Raw genomic sequence first — 16,655 nt, 5'->3', positions numbered from 1 at the left:
TGCGCCGGCAGCAGAGACTTACTGAGGAGTTTATGCGATGACCACGTTCGACGTGAATGCAATTCTGTCCAGCACGGCCTACGGTTCCGACGGTGACAAGATCGGCAAGGTCGAGCAGGTCTTCCTGGACGACAACTCGGGCGAGCCGACGTTCCTGACCGTCAACACCGGTCTGTTCGGCGCCAAAGAGAACTTCGTTCCTGTGAAGGGCGCTCGTCAGGACGGCGACCGTGTGGTCCTGCCCTACACCAAGGACGTCATCAAGGACGCTCCGAAGGTCGACGCCGACCAGCACCTCTCCCCGGCCGAGGAAGAGGAGCTGTACCGCTACTACGAGCTGAACTACGATGACGGCCGTACCGCGGGCACCGATCGTGATCGCACCACCGCTGCCGCTGGTACCGCGGGTGTCGCCGGCACCGCCGCCGCCGACCGCGGCGTCACCGACCGCGATGTTGCCGATCGTGACCGCGACGCCGTGGCCCAGGACCGCCGCGATGTCGCCGCGACCGCCGGTGACGAGGCCTCCGTGGTCCGCCACGAGGAGCGCCTCAACGTGGGCACGCAGGAGCGCGAGGCCGGCCACGCCCGCCTGCGCAAGTACGTCGTGACCGACCACGAGACCGTGGACGTCCCCGTCGAGCGCGAAGAGGTCACCGTCGAGCGCACGCCGATCAACGACACGAACGCTCGCGTGGACAACGGCACCATTGGTGAGGAAGAGGTGGACGTGACCCTGCACGAGGAGCGTCCCGTCGTCCAGAAGGAAGCCGTGGCCGTGGAAGAGGTCGGGCTGAACAAGCAGACCGTCCAGGAGACCCAGCGCGTCGAGGCCGACGTCCGCAAGGAACAGGTCGATGTCGAGACCGACGTCGATCGTGGTGACCTCGGCCGTGACGGCGAGGCTCCCCACCGCTGATCCGCGGCGCGCGGCTGACGCCGTGTGAGCACTGACGGTTGTACCCCGGGTTCCGGCCCGGGGTACAGCCATGTCCGGGTACAACCGCGCCGGGGCACGCCCGCGTCCGCGCACCGCGCTGTCGTGGAGGCGGCCGGCTCGGTAGGAGAGGTGCGGTCCGCACGGACGCGGCCCCGCAGCGGGGTCGTGCCCGTCTTCGTGGCGGCGGGGCCGGGGCGGTAGCATCAATGAGGTCGTCGGCGCGTCCAGCGCGCGAGTCCTGCACGACGGCCCGCCCCCGGTACGGGCGGGCGCACACAAGATCTGACGAGGAGAAACACCATGACGGATGCCCCTTCCCTGCGGTTGACGGTGGACGGCGAGTCACGCACCGTGGACCAGGGCACCACGGCCGCGGAGCTGTACAGCGAGCAGCGCGACGTCGTGGTGGCGCACGTCAACGGTGAGCTCAAGGACCTCGCGATCGAGCTGCGGGACGGGGACACCGTGGAGCGCGTGCTGATCGGTGACCCCGAGGGCCTCGAGGTGCTGCGCCACTCCACGGCCCACGTGATGGCCCAGGCCGTGCAGGAGCTGCGCCCGGACGCGAAACTGGGGATCGGGCCCTACATCACGGACGGGTTCTACTTCGACTTCGACGTCGAGGAGCCGTTCACCCCGGACGATCTGAAGAAGCTCGAGAAGTCGATGCTCAAGATCGTGAACAAGAACCAGATCTTCCGCCGGCGCAGCGTGAGCGAGGACGATGCCCGGGCGGAGATGGCGGACGAGCCGTACAAGCTCGAACTCATCGACCTGGCCGGCGGTCCCGGCTCCGGTGCCATGGACGAGTCCGCGGAGGGTGCCTCGGTGGAGGTGGCCGCCGGTGACCTCACGATCTACGACAACCTGGACCGTAAGAGCGGGGACGTGGTGTGGCGGGACCTGTGCCGCGGCCCGCACCTGCCGGACACCAAGCACATCGGCAACGGCTACGCGCTGATGCGTTCGGCCGCCGCGTACTGGCGCGGGAGCGAGAAGAACAAGCAGCTGCAGCGGATCTACGGCACGGCATGGCCCACCAAGGACGAACTGCGCGAGTACAAGGAACGATTGGCAGAGGCCGAGCGCCGCGACCACCGCAAGCTGGGTGTGGAGCTGGACCTGTTCTCCTTCCCGGACGAACTGGGCTCCGGGCTGCCGGTGTTCCACCCCAAGGGCGGGATCATCCGCAAGGAGATGGAGGACTACTCCCGCGAGCGCCATGCCCAGGCCGGGTACGAGTTCGTCTACACGCCCCACATCACCAAGGGTCATCTCTACGAGGTCTCGGGTCACCTGGACTGGTACCGGGACGGGATGTTCCCTCCCATGCACGTGGACGAGGAGCGCGATCCGGCCACGGGTGAGCTGACCAAACCGGGCCAGGACTACTACCTCAAGCCCATGAACTGCCCCATGCACAACCTGATCTACCGCTCCCGGGGCCGTTCCTACCGGGAACTGCCGCTGCGGTTGTTCGAGTTCGGTGCGGTCTACCGCTACGAGAAGTCCGGTGTGATCCACGGTCTGACGCGTGTGCGTGGGATGACGCAGGACGACGCCCACATCTACTGCACGCGTGAGCAGATGAAGGGCGAGCTCACGAGCACCCTGAACTTCGTGCTGTCCCTGCTCAAGGACTACGGTCTGGACGACTTCTACCTGGAACTGTCCACCAAGGACCCGGAGAAATTCGTGGGTTCGGACGAGATCTGGGACGAGGCCACCCGCACCCTGCAGGAGGTCGCCCAGGACTCGGGGCTCCAGCTCGTACCGGATCCCGGGGGAGCGGCGTTCTACGGTCCGAAGATCTCCGTGCAGGCGCGGGACGCGATCGGGCGCACGTGGCAGATGTCCACGATCCAGCTCGACTTCAACCTCCCCGAGCGCTTCGACCTCGAGTACCAGGCGTCGGACGGCACCCGGCGCCGGCCCGTGATGATCCACCGGGCCCTGTTCGGGTCCGTGGAGCGGTTCATGGGCGTGCTCACCGAGCACTACGCGGGGGCGTTCCCGGTGTGGCTATCGCCCACCCAGGTCCGGGCGATCCCCGTGGCGGACGCCTTCGACGACTACCTCGACGAGTTCGCTCAGGCCTTGCGCGAACGCGGCGTACGTGTGGAGGTGGACACGTCCTCGGACCGGTTCCCCAAGAAGATCCGCACGGCCTCCAAGGACAAGATCCCGTTCGTCGTGATCGCCGGGGGCGACGACGCCGAGGCCGGCACCGTCTCGTTCCGCTTCCGCGATGGCTCGCAGTACAACGGAGTGTCCCAGCAGGACGCGGTGGAACTGATCACGGGCCACATCGATCGGCGTCAGAACGCGGACCCCACGGCGCCCGCGCAGGACACCCCGGCGGCCGGGAACGGCGCCGTCGCGGCCGACACCGCGGCGGGTGACGCGACGTCGGGACAGTCGTGAGCGCCCCGGACGCCGCGGCGTCGGACGGGGAGGGCGTGAGCCGGGACGAGTTCGAACTGCCCGGCGACCCGGACGGTTTCCAACGGCTGTGGACCCCGCACCGGTTGGCGTACGTGCGCGGGGAGGAGACGTCCGTGGAGCAGCCTCCGGGCTGCCCGTTCTGCACCGCGCCGGGCCGCTCGGACGAGGACGCGCTGATCGTCCACCGCGGGAAGCACTGCTTCGCGGTGCTCAACCTCTTCCCGTACAACCCGGGCCACGTGCTCGTGTGCCCGTACCGCCACGTGGCGGAGCTCACGGAGCTCACGGACGACGAACTGTGGGAGCTCAACACGCTGACCCGCACCGTGGTCCTCGTGATCCGGGACGTCGCCAGCCCCGCGGCGTTCAATGTGGGACTCAACCTGGGCCAGGCTGCCGGCGGTTCGCTGTCCGAGCACCTGCACCAACACGTGGTCCCGCGCTGGACGGGAGACGCGAACTTCATGCCCGTCGTCGCCCACACCAAACCCCTCATCCAGACCCTGGCGGCCACGCGCGAGGACATCGCCCGCGCGTGGCCCCGGGACTGACCCCCCGCGGGCCCCGGACCGCCCCGCCGGGCGAATCCGCTCGCTCACTAGGATGGAGACCATGTCCAGACCACTCGTACGTGTCCTCGGCCAGGGGGTGCGCTGGGCGTCGAGCCTGCGCGGCGGTGGCTCCGCCTTCCCCGGCCTGGTCATGGAGAAACTGCACCCCGGGTTCGTCGCGGAGGAGCTCGCCAAGCTGCCACTCGGCGTGGTGGTGATCAGCGGCACCAACGGCAAGACCACCACGACCAAGATGACCGTCCAGTTGTTGCGTTCACAAGGACTGCGCGTGTTCACCAATCGCACGGGCTCCAACTTCGTGCGCGGTGTCGCGGCGTCCCTGCTCGCGGAGATGGACGCGTTCGGTCGGCTCGTGGCGGACGTCGCGGTGCTCGAGCTGGACGAGGCTCACGCGGTGCACTTCGTGAAGCAGGTCCGGCCCCGGATCTCGCTGTTGCTCAATGTGATGCGGGACCAGCTCGACCGGTTCGGGGAGATCGACACCACGCGCCGGATGCTGAGCCAGGTCGCGCGCGCCACCACGGGCACGGTCGTGCTCAACCGCGAGGACCCTCGGATCGCGAGCCTCGCCCAGGACGTGACCGAGGGCACCGCCGTGAGCTGGTTCGGGCTCTCGGACGCACTGCGCCCCATGTTCCCGTCCGACGACGACATGCGTGACGGGCTACGACAGGTGGACCCCGGCGCCCAGGACTCGGACGTGCCGTCCGCGCGTCGGCCCGACGCCCACGTCGTGCTCGAGGCCGTGAACGCGCGCAGCGTGGAACTCGACGTGCGCGGGCGCAAGCACGACGCCACGGTGGACCTGTACGGCGTCTACAACCAGTACAACGCCGCGGCCGCCCTCGCCACGAGCCTGCAGGTGCTTGGCGACGCGGCGGACGTCCCCTCCCTCGTGGCCGAACTGGGGAAGGTCACCCCGGCGTTCGGTCGCGGGGAGACCATCACGGTCCAGGACAAGCCCCTGCAGTTGCTGCTCGTGAAGAACCCCGCGGGCTTCCGGCTCTCCCTGGCCTCGGCCTCCGCGCAGGACTACGCCACGATGATCGCGATCAACGACCAGTACGCGGACGGCCGGGACGTCTCGTGGCTGTGGGACGTGGACTTCGACGCGCTGCGCGACGGCGGCGTGGACATGGTCTCGGGCGTGCGCGCGTGGGACATGGCGCTGCGCCTGGACTACGACCTCGTGCGCGTGGCCGCGGTGGAACCGGACCTCGAGGACGCGTTACGCCGGTTCATTGCGGACTCGGGGGAACGCCCCATGAGAATCTTCTGCACGTACACGGCCATGCTCTCCCTGCGCAGGATCCTGGGCGACATGACGCACGTGGCGGCCATCTAGGAGGACACCGTGGCACACGACACCGCCGGGGCGCTGCGCATCGTGCAGCTCTACCCCCGGGACATGAACATCTACGGCGACTGGGGCAACACACTCACGCTCAAGCGCCGCGCCGAACGCCACGGCCTCGAGACCGAGATCGTGGACTACAACCCCGGCGACCCGTGGCCCGAGAACGCCGACCTCTTCGTGGGCGGCGGAGGACAGGACTCGGGACAGTTCCGCGTGGCCGACGACCTCGCCGTGGTGGCACCGCGACTGCACGAGGCCGCGGCCCGAGGCGTGCCCATGCTCGCGATCTGCGGGCTCTACCAGCTCTTCGGGCACAGTTTCCGCACGGGGGCCGGGGAGACACTGTCCGGGATCGGGATCTTCGACCTCGAGACGGTGGCCGGTCCGGAACGGCTGATCGGCAACATCGTGACCGAGTCCGCGGACCTGGGCACGATCGTCGGCTACGAGAACCACTCGGGGCTCACCCACCTGGGCGCCGGGCAACAACCTCTCGCGAGTGTCGTCTCGGGGGCCGGCAACAACGGGCAGGACGCCACGGAGGGTGCGCGCACCGCGAACGTGCTGGGCAGCTACCTGCATGGGTCGCTGCTGCCCAAGAACCCGCGTGTCGCGGACTTCCTGCTCGCGGCGGCACTCGAGCTGCGCGGCGAGACCCTGCCGGAGGGGGAACTCGACGACACGCTCGCCCAGCGCGCCCGCGACGTCGCAGCGTCGCGCCCGCGCTGACGGGCCCCGCCCCGCGCTCGTTATCATGGAGGTCGATCCGTGTCCGGTCCGCAGGGGCCGGACGCATTCTTTCGAGGAGGTCATTCATGTCAGGTCACTCCAAGTGGGCCACGACCAAGCACAAGAAGGCGGCGATTGACGCCAAGCGCGCCAAGGCGTTCGCCAAGTACATCAAGGGGATCGAGGTCGCGGCCCGCATGGGCGGCGCGGACACCTCGGGTAACCCCGCGCTCGAACTCGCGGTCTCCAAGGCCAAGAAGAACTCGGTGCCCAACGACAACATCGACCGCGCGATCAAGCGCGGCGCCGGGCTCACGGGCGAGACGATCGACTACACCGAGATCCTCTATGAGGCCCGCGGCCCGCAAGGCACCGCGCTGTACATCGAGTGCCTCACGGACAACAAGAACCGCGCGGCCTCCGAGGTGCGCGTGGCCGTGACCCGCCACGGCGGCACCATGGCGGACTCCGGTTCCGTGGCGTACCTGTTCGAGCGCAAGGGCGTGGTGGAGGTCGCCAAGACGGACGGTCTCACCGAGGACGACGTCCTGATGGCCGTGCTCGACGCCGGCGCCGAGGAAGTGCTCGACGAGTCCGACGACTTCGAGGTGGTCAGCGAGGCGACCGACCTGCCCGCGATCCGCACCGCCCTGGACGAGGCCGGTCTCGATTACAACAACGACGACCCCCAGTTCCGCCCCACCATGAAGGTGGACCTGGACGCCGAGGGCGCCCGCAAGTTCCTCAAGCTCGCGGACGCGGTCGAGGAGCTCGACGACGTGCAGAACGTCTACTCGAACGCCAACATCCCGGCCGAGGTCATGGCCGTGCTCGAGGACGACGAGTAATTCCGTGAGTCCCGTGGTGGCCCGGCAGTCCCAACAGCGCGTGCTCGCGGTGGACCCCGGTCTCACCAGGTGCGGTTTCGCCGTGGTGGACATGTCCGCGCAGCGCACCGGGACGTTCGTGCACGTCCAGGTGAGCGGGACGCGCGCGCACGAGGCCCTCGAACACCGCGTGCTGTCGATCATGCGGGCCGCCGAGGAACTCATGGACCGCTTCCGCCCGGACGTCGTGGCCGTGGAACGCGTGTTCGCGCAGAACAACGCTCCCACGGTCGTGGGCACGGCCCAGGCCACGGGCGTCGTGATTGCCGCGGCCGCGGCGCGGGGCATCCCGGTCGCGTGGCACACCCCGTCCGAGGTCAAGGCCGCGGTCACCGGGGACGGCTCCGCGGACAAGGAATCGGTGAACCGCATGGTCGTGCGCATCCTGCGCCTGGACGCCCCGCCGCGGCCCGCGGACGCCGCCGACGCCCTGGCCCTGGCCGTGTGCCACGGGTGGCGCGGTGGGATGGCCGGTGTCAACGCGGCCGAGCGCACGTCCACCCACTCGGGTTCGCGCCCGATGCAGACCCGCCGGGGTGCCGCACTGACTCCGGCGCAGCAGGCGTGGCGACGCGCCGAGACCGCGTCGCGAGCCCCCGGTGCCACTGCGCCCCGCGCATCCGGTACGGCCGCGTCCCGCGCGCCGGGCGCAGCGACCGGTACCCGCGGGCGGCGCGGCCGGGTGTCCTGAGCCTCCCGCTGCGGGCCCGCCTCACGAGCGGGAGCACACGTTCTGGGTGTCCCCGGCGCTTGGTACAGTGACGAGCAGGAAGTCGTACACGTGTTCGAACGGCGCACCACGTCCTGCCCCTAGGTCGCGGCGCGTTCGGACACACCGATGTTCTCGGCCGGCGGCCGTGGGAGGGGAGGGGCACCGTGATCGCCTCGATAACCGGTGAGGTGCGCTTCGTGGGGGCCACGCTCGCCGTGGTGGAGGTCTCGGGCTTCGGCATCGAGGTCAACGCGAGCCCCCGCACGCTCGCCGGGCTGCGGGTCGGTGCCACCGCGCACCTGCACACCGCGTACATCGCCCGCAAGGACGAGGCGCCGGTGCTGTTCGGTTTCGCCCAGGCGGACGAGAAGGAGATCTTCTCCGTCATGCTCGGGGTCTCCGGGGTGGGCCCGCGCACCGCGCTCGCCGCGGTCTCTGTCCTCGGGCCCGACGACGCCCGGCGCGCGATCGCCGCCGGCGACGACAAGGCCTTCACGGCCGTCCCCGGGATCGGACCGAAGTCCGCGCGGCGCATCGTCCTGGAACTTGCGGACAAGCTCGTCCTGCCGGACCCCGCGCCGCAGCAGAGCGCACAGCCCGGCATGCAGGTGTGGCGTGAGCAGGTCGTGGACGCTCTCACGGGTCTGGGCTGGAGCGAGAAGGACGCGGCCCGCGGGATCGACGACGCCCTCGAGACCCAGCCGGAACTGGCGGAATCCGCCAACGTGGCCGAGATCCTGCGCGCCGTGCTGTCCTGGCTCGGCACCGCCAAGGCTACGTCCCACACGCGGACCAGGGGGCGGTGAGCATGGCCGTGGAGGAACGTGGATCGGTGGGCCCACAACGTCTCGTGGGCGCCGAGGGCGACTACGACGACCAGCAGCTCGAGGCGTCCCTGCGTCCGGGGACCCTGCACGACTTCGTGGGGCAGAAACGGGTGCGGGCACAGCTGTCCCTCGTGCTCGAGGCATCCAAGCTGCGCGGGCGCACCGCGGACCACGTGCTGCTGTCCGGGCCCCCGGGCCTCGGCAAGACGACCCTGGCCATGATCATCGCGCAGGAGCTGGATGTCCCCCTGCGGATCTCGTCCGGTCCCGCGATCCAGCACGCCGGTGACCTCGCGGCCATCCTGTCCTCCCTGACCCACGGGGAGGTGCTGTTCCTGGACGAGATCCACCGGATGTCCCGGCCCGCGGAGGAAATGCTGTACATGGCCATGGAGGACTTCCGCGTGGACATCGTGGTGGGCAAGGGCGCCGGTGCCACGTCCATCCCACTGGACCTGCCCCCGTTCACGCTCGTGGGTGCCACCACCCGCGCGGGGCTGCTGCCCGGGCCACTGCGCGACCGGTTCGGCTTCACGGGTCACCTGGAGTTCTACTCCGTCGAGGAACTCGAGCTCGTGCTGCGCCGTTCGGCAGGGCTGCTCGACCTCACCATGACGAGCGAGGCGTTCACGGAGGTCGCATCGCGCTCACGCGGCACCCCTCGTATCGCCAACCGACTGCTGCGGCGCGTGCGGGACTGGGCGCTCGTGCACGGCGTGGAGCGCATCGACGCGCGGGCCGCCGGATCCGCACTCGACATGTACGAGGTGGACGCCCGGGGTCTGGACCGCTTGGACCGCAACGTGCTCTCGGCCCTGGTGAACAAGTTCAACGGCGGCCCTGTGGGGTTGTCCACCCTGGCGATCGCCGTGGGGGAGGAGACCGAGACGGTCGAGACCGTCGCGGAACCATTCCTGGTCCGCGAGGGCCTGCTCGGTCGCACCCCGCGCGGGCGGATCGCCATGGCCGCGGCGTGGGAGCACCTGGGACTCGACGTCCCGGAGCACGCTGCGTTCAAGGACCCGGCGCTGAAAACCGCGCTCGCCACCGAACCGGACTCGGAGGATCCGTCCAGCACGTGACCAGATCCATCCCCTAAGCTGGGGAGGATCGGCCGGGACCTTCGCACCCCTGCGCAGTCGTGCCCGGTCGCGCTGTACGTGCACCTCGACAGAACGGATCCTTCGTGACCATCCTCGCTCAGACCCAGGACGCTGCCGGTGGCGGCGCCGGAACCGCATGGTTCCTGCCCGTGATGCTCGTGGTCATGGTCCTGCTGCTGTGGCTGCCCATGCGCCGACAGAAGAAGGCCCAGGCCCAGATGAAGGCCAAGCAGGCCACCATGGAGCCGGGTACGCGCGTGATGACGAGCTTCGGTCTCTACGGCACCCTGCGGGACATGGACCGGGAGAACAACGAGGCAGTCCTGGAGGTCTCCCCGGGCCAGCTCGTCACGGTGCACTCCCAGACCGTGACCACCGTGGTGGACGAGCTGCCCGCCGAGTCCGCGGCCACCGCCGCCCCCGGCGTGGTCGAGGCGGACTCCGTGCAGGCCGGTACCCCCGAGGCGGCCGGTTCGGCGCAGAGCGTGGACCCGGTCGACCCCGTGGACGGTTCCACGGCCGCCGGCGAGCAGGGCACTACCCAGCGCGGCACCACCCAGCCCGGCACCACACCGGGCGCGGCGGCCCCGGATGCCTCACACCGGACCTGGCGCGACGCCCGCGACCGCGACGATCGCGATAACCCCACTACCTGATTCCCCCCCCCACCGGGACACGGGCCGAGGACCTCGGCCCGTTTCTCATGTGTCGACCGGGCCGCGGCCCCGGTCGAGGACACGTTGAAGGACACCAATGGCAGCAGAGAAGAAGGCGCAGACCCCGGGATCGCGTGGCGGGTCCCGTTGGCGGCGCACCAAGGCCTCCAGCACGTCGGAGGGGACCCCCGGGAACGGGACCGCAGCGGCGAACGGCACGTCCGGTCGGAACGGGACGGGTACCGCGAAGCGGCGCCCCCGCTCCGGGGCGGGGGCGTCGGCGGCGCGCAAGGCGCTGGTGGCCCTTGCAGCGGTGATCGCGATCCTCGCCGGGGTGCTCGTCTACGGTGTGACGACCGACCGCACCGGGTGGGCGCCCAAACTGGCGCTGGATCTCGAGGGTGGCACGCAGATGGTGCTCTCGCCCACGCTGCAGGGGGAAAACTCCGGTCAGGACATCTCCCAGGAGCAGCTCGACCAGGCGGTCGAGATCATCCGCCAGCGCGTGGACGGTGCGGGTGTCTCCGAGGCGGAGATCACCACGCAGTCCGGGCGCAACATCGTGGTGTCGATGCCCGGTGTGCCCTCGTCCGAAACGCGTGAGCTGATCCAGACCTCCGCGCAGATGGCGTTCCGTCCCGTGATCGTCTCAGGCGCCGGCGCGGCCACCCCGGAGAACCAGCGCACCGACCCCAAGTCGATCCCCCAACCGGAGGGTGAGCCCGAGAACTCGTCCGACCCCAAGTGGGTCACGCGGGATCTCTTCGCCAGGTACGAGGCGCTCGACTGCAGCGCGCCGCGGCCCCAGGAGGAGCGCGCCTCCCAGCCGCAGGACAAGGCGATCGTGGCGTGCGATCCGCTGAGCAACGCCAAGTTCATCCTGGGCCCCGTCGAGATCCCCGGCACGGACATCGCCACGGCGTCCTACGCACAAGCGACCAACTCCCAGGGCCACGCGACGGGCGGGTTCGCCGTGAACCTGCAGTTCAATGACGAGGGCACGCAGACCTTCAAGGAACTTTCCGAACGGCTCTACGGACTCGGCCAGGGTGGACAGAACGGTGCACGCAACCGGTTCGCGATCGTGCTGGACGGTTCCGTGGTCTCCGCGCCGACCATGAACGCCGTGATCACGGACGGTCGTGCGCAGATCACCGGCAACTTCACCGAGGACGAGGCCAAGTTCCTGTCCGAGCAGTTGAAATACGGTGCGTTGCCGGTGTCCTTCTCGATCGACTCCGAGCAGCAGATCTCCGCAACCCTGGGCAGTAACCAGTTGCGGATGGGCATCATCGCGGGGCTGATCGGTCTGGCGCTCGTGTGCATCTACTCGCTGTTCCAGTACCGCTGGTTGGGTCTCGTGACCATCGCCTCACTCGTCGTGGCCGGTGTCGTGACCTACCTGGCCATCACCCTACTGGGGTGGGGCGCGAACTACCGGCTGTCCCTGGCCGGCGTCGCGGGTCTCGTGGTGGCGATCGGTCAGACCGCGGACTCGTTCATCGTGTACTTCGAACGCATCCGTGACGAGATCCGCGCCGGGCGTACGATCCCGGCCGCCGTGGACCACGGCTGGCAACGCGCGCGCCAGACGGTGCTCGCGTCCAAGGCCGTGAACCTGTTGGCCGCCGTGGTGCTCTACTTCGTGGCCGTGGGCAATGTGCGCGGCTTCGCGTTCACGCTCGGTCTCACCGCGATCGCGGACCTGCTGGTCGTGTTCCTGTTCACTCACCCGATCATGGTGTTGCTCGCACGCACGCGCTACTTCGGCAACGGCGCGCGGCACTCCGGTCTGGACCCCGAAGCGCTCGACGCCGTCCCGCTCTACCGCGGCGCCGGCCGGCTGCGCAGCCCCGAGGACGGTGACGGTCTCACGATCGCCGAACGACGACGCCGCGCGGCACAGCAGGCGAGCGCAGCGCCGTCGTCCACCGCCGGAACCCACGGGAACGCGTCCGTCGGCTCCACCGCGGCCACCGCCCGTCCCGATTCCGAGGAGACCCAGCGATGAGCAACCGACTCGCGCGTTTCGGCAATGACCTGCACAGCGGGCGCAAGTCCTACCCCTTCGTCCAGAAGCGGGGACCGTGGCTCGCCGTGAGCCTGGCCCTCGTAGTGATCTCCGTGCTGATCCCCGTGATCAAGGGCGGGTTCAACCTGGGGATCGACTTCACGGGCGGCTCCGAGTTCACGGTCTCGGACGTGTCCACCACGGACGTCTCCCTGGGCGAGCGGGCGGTCGCCGAGACCCCCGGTGCCCACGAGGCGACCGTGACGAACATCGCCCCGGGCACCGTCCGGGTGCAGACCCAGCAGCTCGACGACGACCAGACCCTGACCCTGAAGAACAAGTTGCAGGACGCCTACGGCGTGGGCGAGGACCAGGTGACCTCCAACTTCGTGGGACCCACGTGGGGCCAGGGTGTCACCCGACAGGCCCTGTGGGGGCTCGTGATCTTCGTGGTGCTCGCGCTCGCACTCATGGCGCTGTACTTCCGCACGTGGAAGATGTCCGTGGCCGCGATCGCGGCCATGCTCTTCACGATCGTCATCACCGCGGGTGTGTACTCCCTGGTGGGCTTCGAGATCACCCCCTCCGCGGTGATCGGCTTCCTCACGGTGCTGTCCTACTCGCTCTACGACTCCGTGGTGGTCTTCGACAAGGTGCGTGAGAACACCGCGGGGCTCGTGGGCGGCAGCGCCCCGGAGGAACGCAGGAAACGCACGTTCGGGGAACAGGTCAACCTGGCCGTGAACCAGACCCTCGTGCGCTCGATCAACACGTCCGTGGTGGGCATCCTCCCCGTGGGGTCCATCCTGTTCATCGGTGCGTACCTGCTCGGGGCCGGAACGTTGAAGGACCTCTCGCTGTCGCTGTTCGTGGGCATCATCGTGGGCACTCTCGCCACGCTGTTCGTGGCCGCGCCCCTGTACTCGTGGTTGCGCGACCGCGAAGCCGGCGTGCGGGAGCAGACCCGCCGGGTGCTCGAGCACCGCACGGGCGAGGCCCCTCCGGTGAGCGCGGATCCCGTCGAGGTCTGACGCGACACCTCGCACTCGTGGCCGGTCGCGCATGGCGTGACCGGCCACGAGCGCTGTGACCGAACGGTGCGGGCGGCGACGTCGCTCAGGACCGCGTCCGCAGCACGTGAGCACTGCGTCCGCGGCGCGTCCGTACCGTGTCCGCGGCACATCCGCACCGTTGTCCGCGGCGTGTCGGCGCGGGCTTAGACTGGGACATCAGCCCGCGGGGGCTCATGTCCGGCCTCCCGCGGTCGCGGCGACGATGAGGAGGCCCCGGATGATGTCCAGCCAGTCCGAGAACGGTGGTGCCCAGGCACCCGTGGGCTCCGCGGTCACGTCCTCCGACGCGCCCTCCGCTCAAGAGGCGTCCCGTCCCAATGCCGCCCCGCCCGCTCGCCCGAGTGTCGCGCGCGGTGACTTCGGGGGCACCCATTTCGTCCTACCCGCCTCTCGGCCCGTGTTCGGGCGGGCGGTCTTCCCGGGGCGCAGTGAACGCACCCGCTCGACCCTCTCGGTGCTCAGCGGTGAATCGGTCCCGAGCTCGCCCATCCTGGTGCCCCTGCTGCGCACGGTGCAGAACACGCATCCCGAGGAGGACCTCTCGGTCCTGGAGCGGGCCTTCACGGTCGCGGACACCCACCACGAGGGACAAAAGCGCAAGTCCGGGGACCCGTACATCACCCACCCGGTGGCCGTGACCACGATCCTCGCGGAACTCGGGATGACCGGTGCCACGCTCGTGGCCGGTCTACTGCACGACACCGTGGAGGACACATCCTACACTCTCCAGCAGGTGCGCGAGGAATTCGGCGAGGAGGTCGCCGCGCTCGTGGACGGCGTGACCAAGCTGGACAAGATCCAGTACGGGGAGAACGCGCAGGCGGAGACCGTGCGCAAGATGATCGTGGCCATGGCCAAGGACATCCGCGTGTTGGTCATCAAACTCGCGGACCGTTTGCACAACGCCCGGACGTGGCGCTTCGTGTCCTCCGAGTCCTCCGGGCGCAAGGCGCGCGAGACCCTTGAGATCTTCGCGCCGCTGGCCCACCGACTGGGCATGAACACGATCAAGTGGGAGCTCGAGGACCTGTCCTTCGCGGCCCTGCACCCCAAGGTCTACGAGGAGATCGTGCGCATGGTGGGGGAACGCACCCCCGAGCGCGAGCGTCACCTCGCGGAGATCCGCGGTCAGATCGCCGAGGCGCTGGACGCCTCCGGCATCGAGGCCACCATCACGGGCCGGCCGAAGCACTACTACTCGATCTACCAGAAGATGATCGTGCGGGGTAAGGACTTCGACGAGATCCACGATCTGCAGGCCGCGCGCGTGCTCGTGAACTCCGTGCGCGAATGCTACGCGGCGTTGGGCGTGCTGCATGCCAAGTGGCGGCCGCTGCCCGGGCGGTTCAAGGACTACATCGCCATGCCGAAGTTCAATATGTACCAGTCCTTGCACACCACGGTGATCGGGCCCGCGGGGCGTCCCGTGGAGATCCAGATCCGCACCCACGAGATGCACCGCCGCGCCGAGTACGGCGTGGCCGCGCACTGGAAGTACAAGGACAAGGTCAACCAGGCGAATTCCGCGACCCCCAAGGCCAAGGAGGGTGAGCTGAACTGGCTCAGCTCCCTGGTGTCGTGGCAGGAGGAGGCCAAGGACTCCTCGGACTTCCTGGACTCGCTGCGCTATCAGATCAACACCGCCGAGGTGTACGTGTTCACGCCCAAGGGCGAGGTCATGGCCCTGCCCACGGGGTCCACGCCGGTGGACTTCGCGTACGCGGTGCACACCGAGGTGGGCAACCGCACGATCGGCGCGCGCGTCAACGGCAAGCTCGCCCCGCTGTCCTCCCGGCTGCAACACGGGGACCGCGTGGAGATCCTCACGTCCAAGTCGGAACAGGCCGCTCCGTCCCAGGACTGGCTCAAGTTCGTGGGCTCCCCGCGGGCGCGCACCAAGATCCGGCAGTGGTTCTCCAAGGAACGCCGCGAGGAAGCGATCGAGCGGGGCAAGGACCAGCTCACCCGGGCGCTGCGCAAACACCACCTCCCGCTGCAGCGCACGGTCACGAGCGAAGCGCTGCTCGCGGTGGCCCAGGACTTCAACCGCGGCGACGTGGCGGCGCTCTACGAAGCCATCGGTTCGGACGCCGTGGGCGCCCACCAGGTCGTCGACAAGTTGTTGCAACACCTGGGCGGGGCCGAGGGCACCGAGGAGGACCTCGCCGAGACCACGCGGGTGACCCACCCCGTGCGCCCCGGCGTCTTGGACGCGGGTGTGCTCGTGCAGGGGGCCTCGGACGTCTACGTCAAGATCGCCCGGTGCTGCACCCCGGTGCCCCCGGACGAGATCGTGGGTTTCGTCACGCGCGGGTCCGGGATCTCAGTGCACCGCAAGGACTGCGCCAACATGCGTGTCATCCCGGAGGACGACGACCGGATCAAGGACGTCTCGTGGGCGCCCACCCAGTCCTCCCTGTTCCTCGTGGAGATCCAGGTGGAGGCCCTCGACCGCAAGTCCCTGCTCTACGACGTGACCAAGGCGCTGTCGGAGAACCACGTGAACATCCTCTCGGCCCAGGTGCACACCTCGCGGTCCCGGTTGGCGATCTCCCGGTTCTCGTTCGAGATGGGGGACACCCGCTACCTGGACCACGTGCTCAACCAGGTGCGCCGGATCGACGGCGTCTACGACGTCTACCGCACCTCGGGACACCGCCCGGTCAACTCTTGACGGGTCCGCCCGCGCGTCCGGCCTCGAGCGCCCGTGCGAGCTTGCGGACGCGGGCGATCGCGACCCGGCGCCCCGGCAGCTTTGCCAGGGCCTCGAGTTCGGCGAGCAGATGCTGCGGTGAGCAGTGCAGGCGCGGTGCGCTCAGTAGGGCGAGCAGAGCGGCGTCGCCGGCCGGGCCGGTGACGTGTATCGCGAGGTCCACGGCGGTGCGCAGGGGAGTGGTCAGTGTGATGCCGTGGTGGACCACGAGGTCCCGCGGCGCGAACCCCGTCTGGTGGATCACGAGGCCCGGCGGCACCGTGGTGGTTGTGCGCGCGGACTTGTCCACGAGGATCGTCACGGGCGAGGGCTCGGGTGCGCAGCGGTAGAACCACGCGGCTCCGAGCCGCCCCAGCACACCCCGCCGTTGCAGGTGCCCGGGCACGACCCTGCTCACCACCGTGGCTCTTAACTGGAGCGTGGGGGCGGTGGTCGCAGGTACGTAGGCGTCGAGCAGTTCGCGGCGCAACAAACCGTCCTCGGTCATCGCGCTCAGTTCGGCGCGGCTGAACGGGTGGCCCGGGAGCAGGACGAGGGGCGCGGTGGTGCCGCGAGCGGTGAGCACGGAGGTCATGGACCCATCCCACCCCACGGCGAACCGGAAGGGCAGGGCAGCGCACCGATTGTGGA

Annotated in this window: 14 protein-coding genes; 13 read left to right on the top strand and 1 reads right to left on the bottom strand. The window is 69.3% G+C overall.

What is annotated here, in order from left to right; genetic code table 11:
- The first annotated feature begins 37 nt into the window (after positions 1-37).
- The 13 genes from HBK84_RS07200 to HBK84_RS07140 all read left to right on the top strand — a co-directional run bounded on the left by HBK84_RS07200 (position 38) and on the right by HBK84_RS07140 (position 15,986).
- Complete coding sequence (locus tag HBK84_RS07200) at positions 38-919, top strand: DUF2382 domain-containing protein (protein ID WP_167318544.1); 882 nt, start codon at positions 38-40, stop codon at positions 917-919.
- 321 nt (positions 920-1,240) lie between these two features.
- Positions 1,241-3,364 (top strand): threonine--tRNA ligase, encoded by a 2,124-nt coding sequence (gene thrS / locus HBK84_RS07195; RefSeq protein WP_167318543.1) that lies wholly within the window; start codon positions 1,241-1,243, stop codon positions 3,362-3,364.
- The gene (locus HBK84_RS07190; protein WP_085105996.1) at positions 3,361-3,936 is read left to right on the top strand and encodes an HIT domain-containing protein; all 576 of its coding nucleotides are present in this window, start codon (positions 3,361-3,363) and stop codon (positions 3,934-3,936) included. The genes thrS and HBK84_RS07190 overlap by 4 nt, the downstream gene beginning before the upstream one ends.
- 52 nt (positions 3,937-3,988) lie before the next feature.
- Positions 3,989-5,302, top strand: a complete 1,314-nt coding sequence (locus HBK84_RS07185) for a Mur ligase family protein (protein ID WP_167318542.1) — start codon at positions 3,989-3,991, stop codon at positions 5,300-5,302.
- Between the two features lie 9 nt (positions 5,303-5,311).
- Complete coding sequence (locus HBK84_RS07180) at positions 5,312-6,043, top strand: type 1 glutamine amidotransferase (protein WP_167318541.1); 732 nt, start codon at positions 5,312-5,314, stop codon at positions 6,041-6,043.
- A gap of 86 nt (positions 6,044-6,129) precedes the next feature.
- A complete protein-coding gene (locus HBK84_RS07175; RefSeq protein WP_167318540.1) occupies positions 6,130-6,891 on the top strand; it encodes a YebC/PmpR family DNA-binding transcriptional regulator in 762 nt (253 codons plus the stop codon).
- A 4-nt stretch (positions 6,892-6,895) separates the two neighbouring features.
- A complete protein-coding gene (ruvC, locus tag HBK84_RS07170; protein ID WP_240918839.1) occupies positions 6,896-7,621 on the top strand; it encodes a crossover junction endodeoxyribonuclease RuvC in 726 nt (241 codons plus the stop codon).
- 185 nt (positions 7,622-7,806) lie between these two features.
- Entirely contained in the window at positions 7,807-8,448 is a 642-nt protein-coding gene (ruvA, locus tag HBK84_RS07165; RefSeq protein WP_064845905.1) for a Holliday junction branch migration protein RuvA, read from the top strand.
- Positions 8,449-8,450: 2 nt separating this feature from the next.
- Positions 8,451-9,551, top strand: a complete 1,101-nt coding sequence (gene ruvB, locus HBK84_RS07160; RefSeq protein WP_064845904.1) for a Holliday junction branch migration DNA helicase RuvB — start codon at positions 8,451-8,453, stop codon at positions 9,549-9,551.
- A gap of 104 nt (positions 9,552-9,655) precedes the next feature.
- Positions 9,656-10,228, top strand: a complete 573-nt coding sequence (yajC, locus tag HBK84_RS07155; protein ID WP_240918836.1) for a preprotein translocase subunit YajC — start codon at positions 9,656-9,658, stop codon at positions 10,226-10,228.
- A 97-nt stretch (positions 10,229-10,325) separates the two neighbouring features.
- Positions 10,326-12,239: a protein translocase subunit SecD gene (gene secD, locus HBK84_RS07150; RefSeq protein WP_186317129.1), complete on the top strand. Its 1,914-nt coding sequence runs from the start codon at positions 10,326-10,328 to the stop codon at positions 12,237-12,239.
- On the top strand, positions 12,236-13,270 hold the full coding sequence (secF, locus tag HBK84_RS07145) for a protein translocase subunit SecF (protein ID WP_167318539.1): 1,035 nt from the start codon (positions 12,236-12,238) through the stop codon (positions 13,268-13,270). Before secD ends, secF begins: the two co-directional genes overlap by 4 nt.
- Before the next feature lie 262 nt (positions 13,271-13,532).
- Positions 13,533-15,986 carry a bifunctional (p)ppGpp synthetase/guanosine-3',5'-bis(diphosphate) 3'-pyrophosphohydrolase gene (locus HBK84_RS07140; RefSeq protein ID WP_144997002.1) on the top strand — a complete coding sequence of 818 codons (2,454 nt, stop codon included), beginning with the start codon at positions 13,533-13,535 and terminating at the stop codon, positions 15,984-15,986.
- Here the strand turns inward: HBK84_RS07140 and HBK84_RS07135 are convergent.
- Positions 15,976-16,599, bottom strand: a complete 624-nt coding sequence (locus HBK84_RS07135; protein WP_085106003.1) for a type IV toxin-antitoxin system AbiEi family antitoxin — start codon at positions 16,597-16,599, stop codon at positions 15,976-15,978. The genes HBK84_RS07140 and HBK84_RS07135 overlap by 11 nt on opposite strands.
- Positions 16,600-16,655: the final 56 nt, after the last annotated feature.

This window comes from Kocuria sp. KD4, from assembly GCF_011769905.1.
GTDB lineage: Bacteria > Actinomycetota > Actinomycetes > Actinomycetales > Micrococcaceae > Kocuria > Kocuria marina.
Note: the sequence above shows the minus strand (reverse complement) of the source record. Positions and strands in the feature narration are given on the sequence as shown.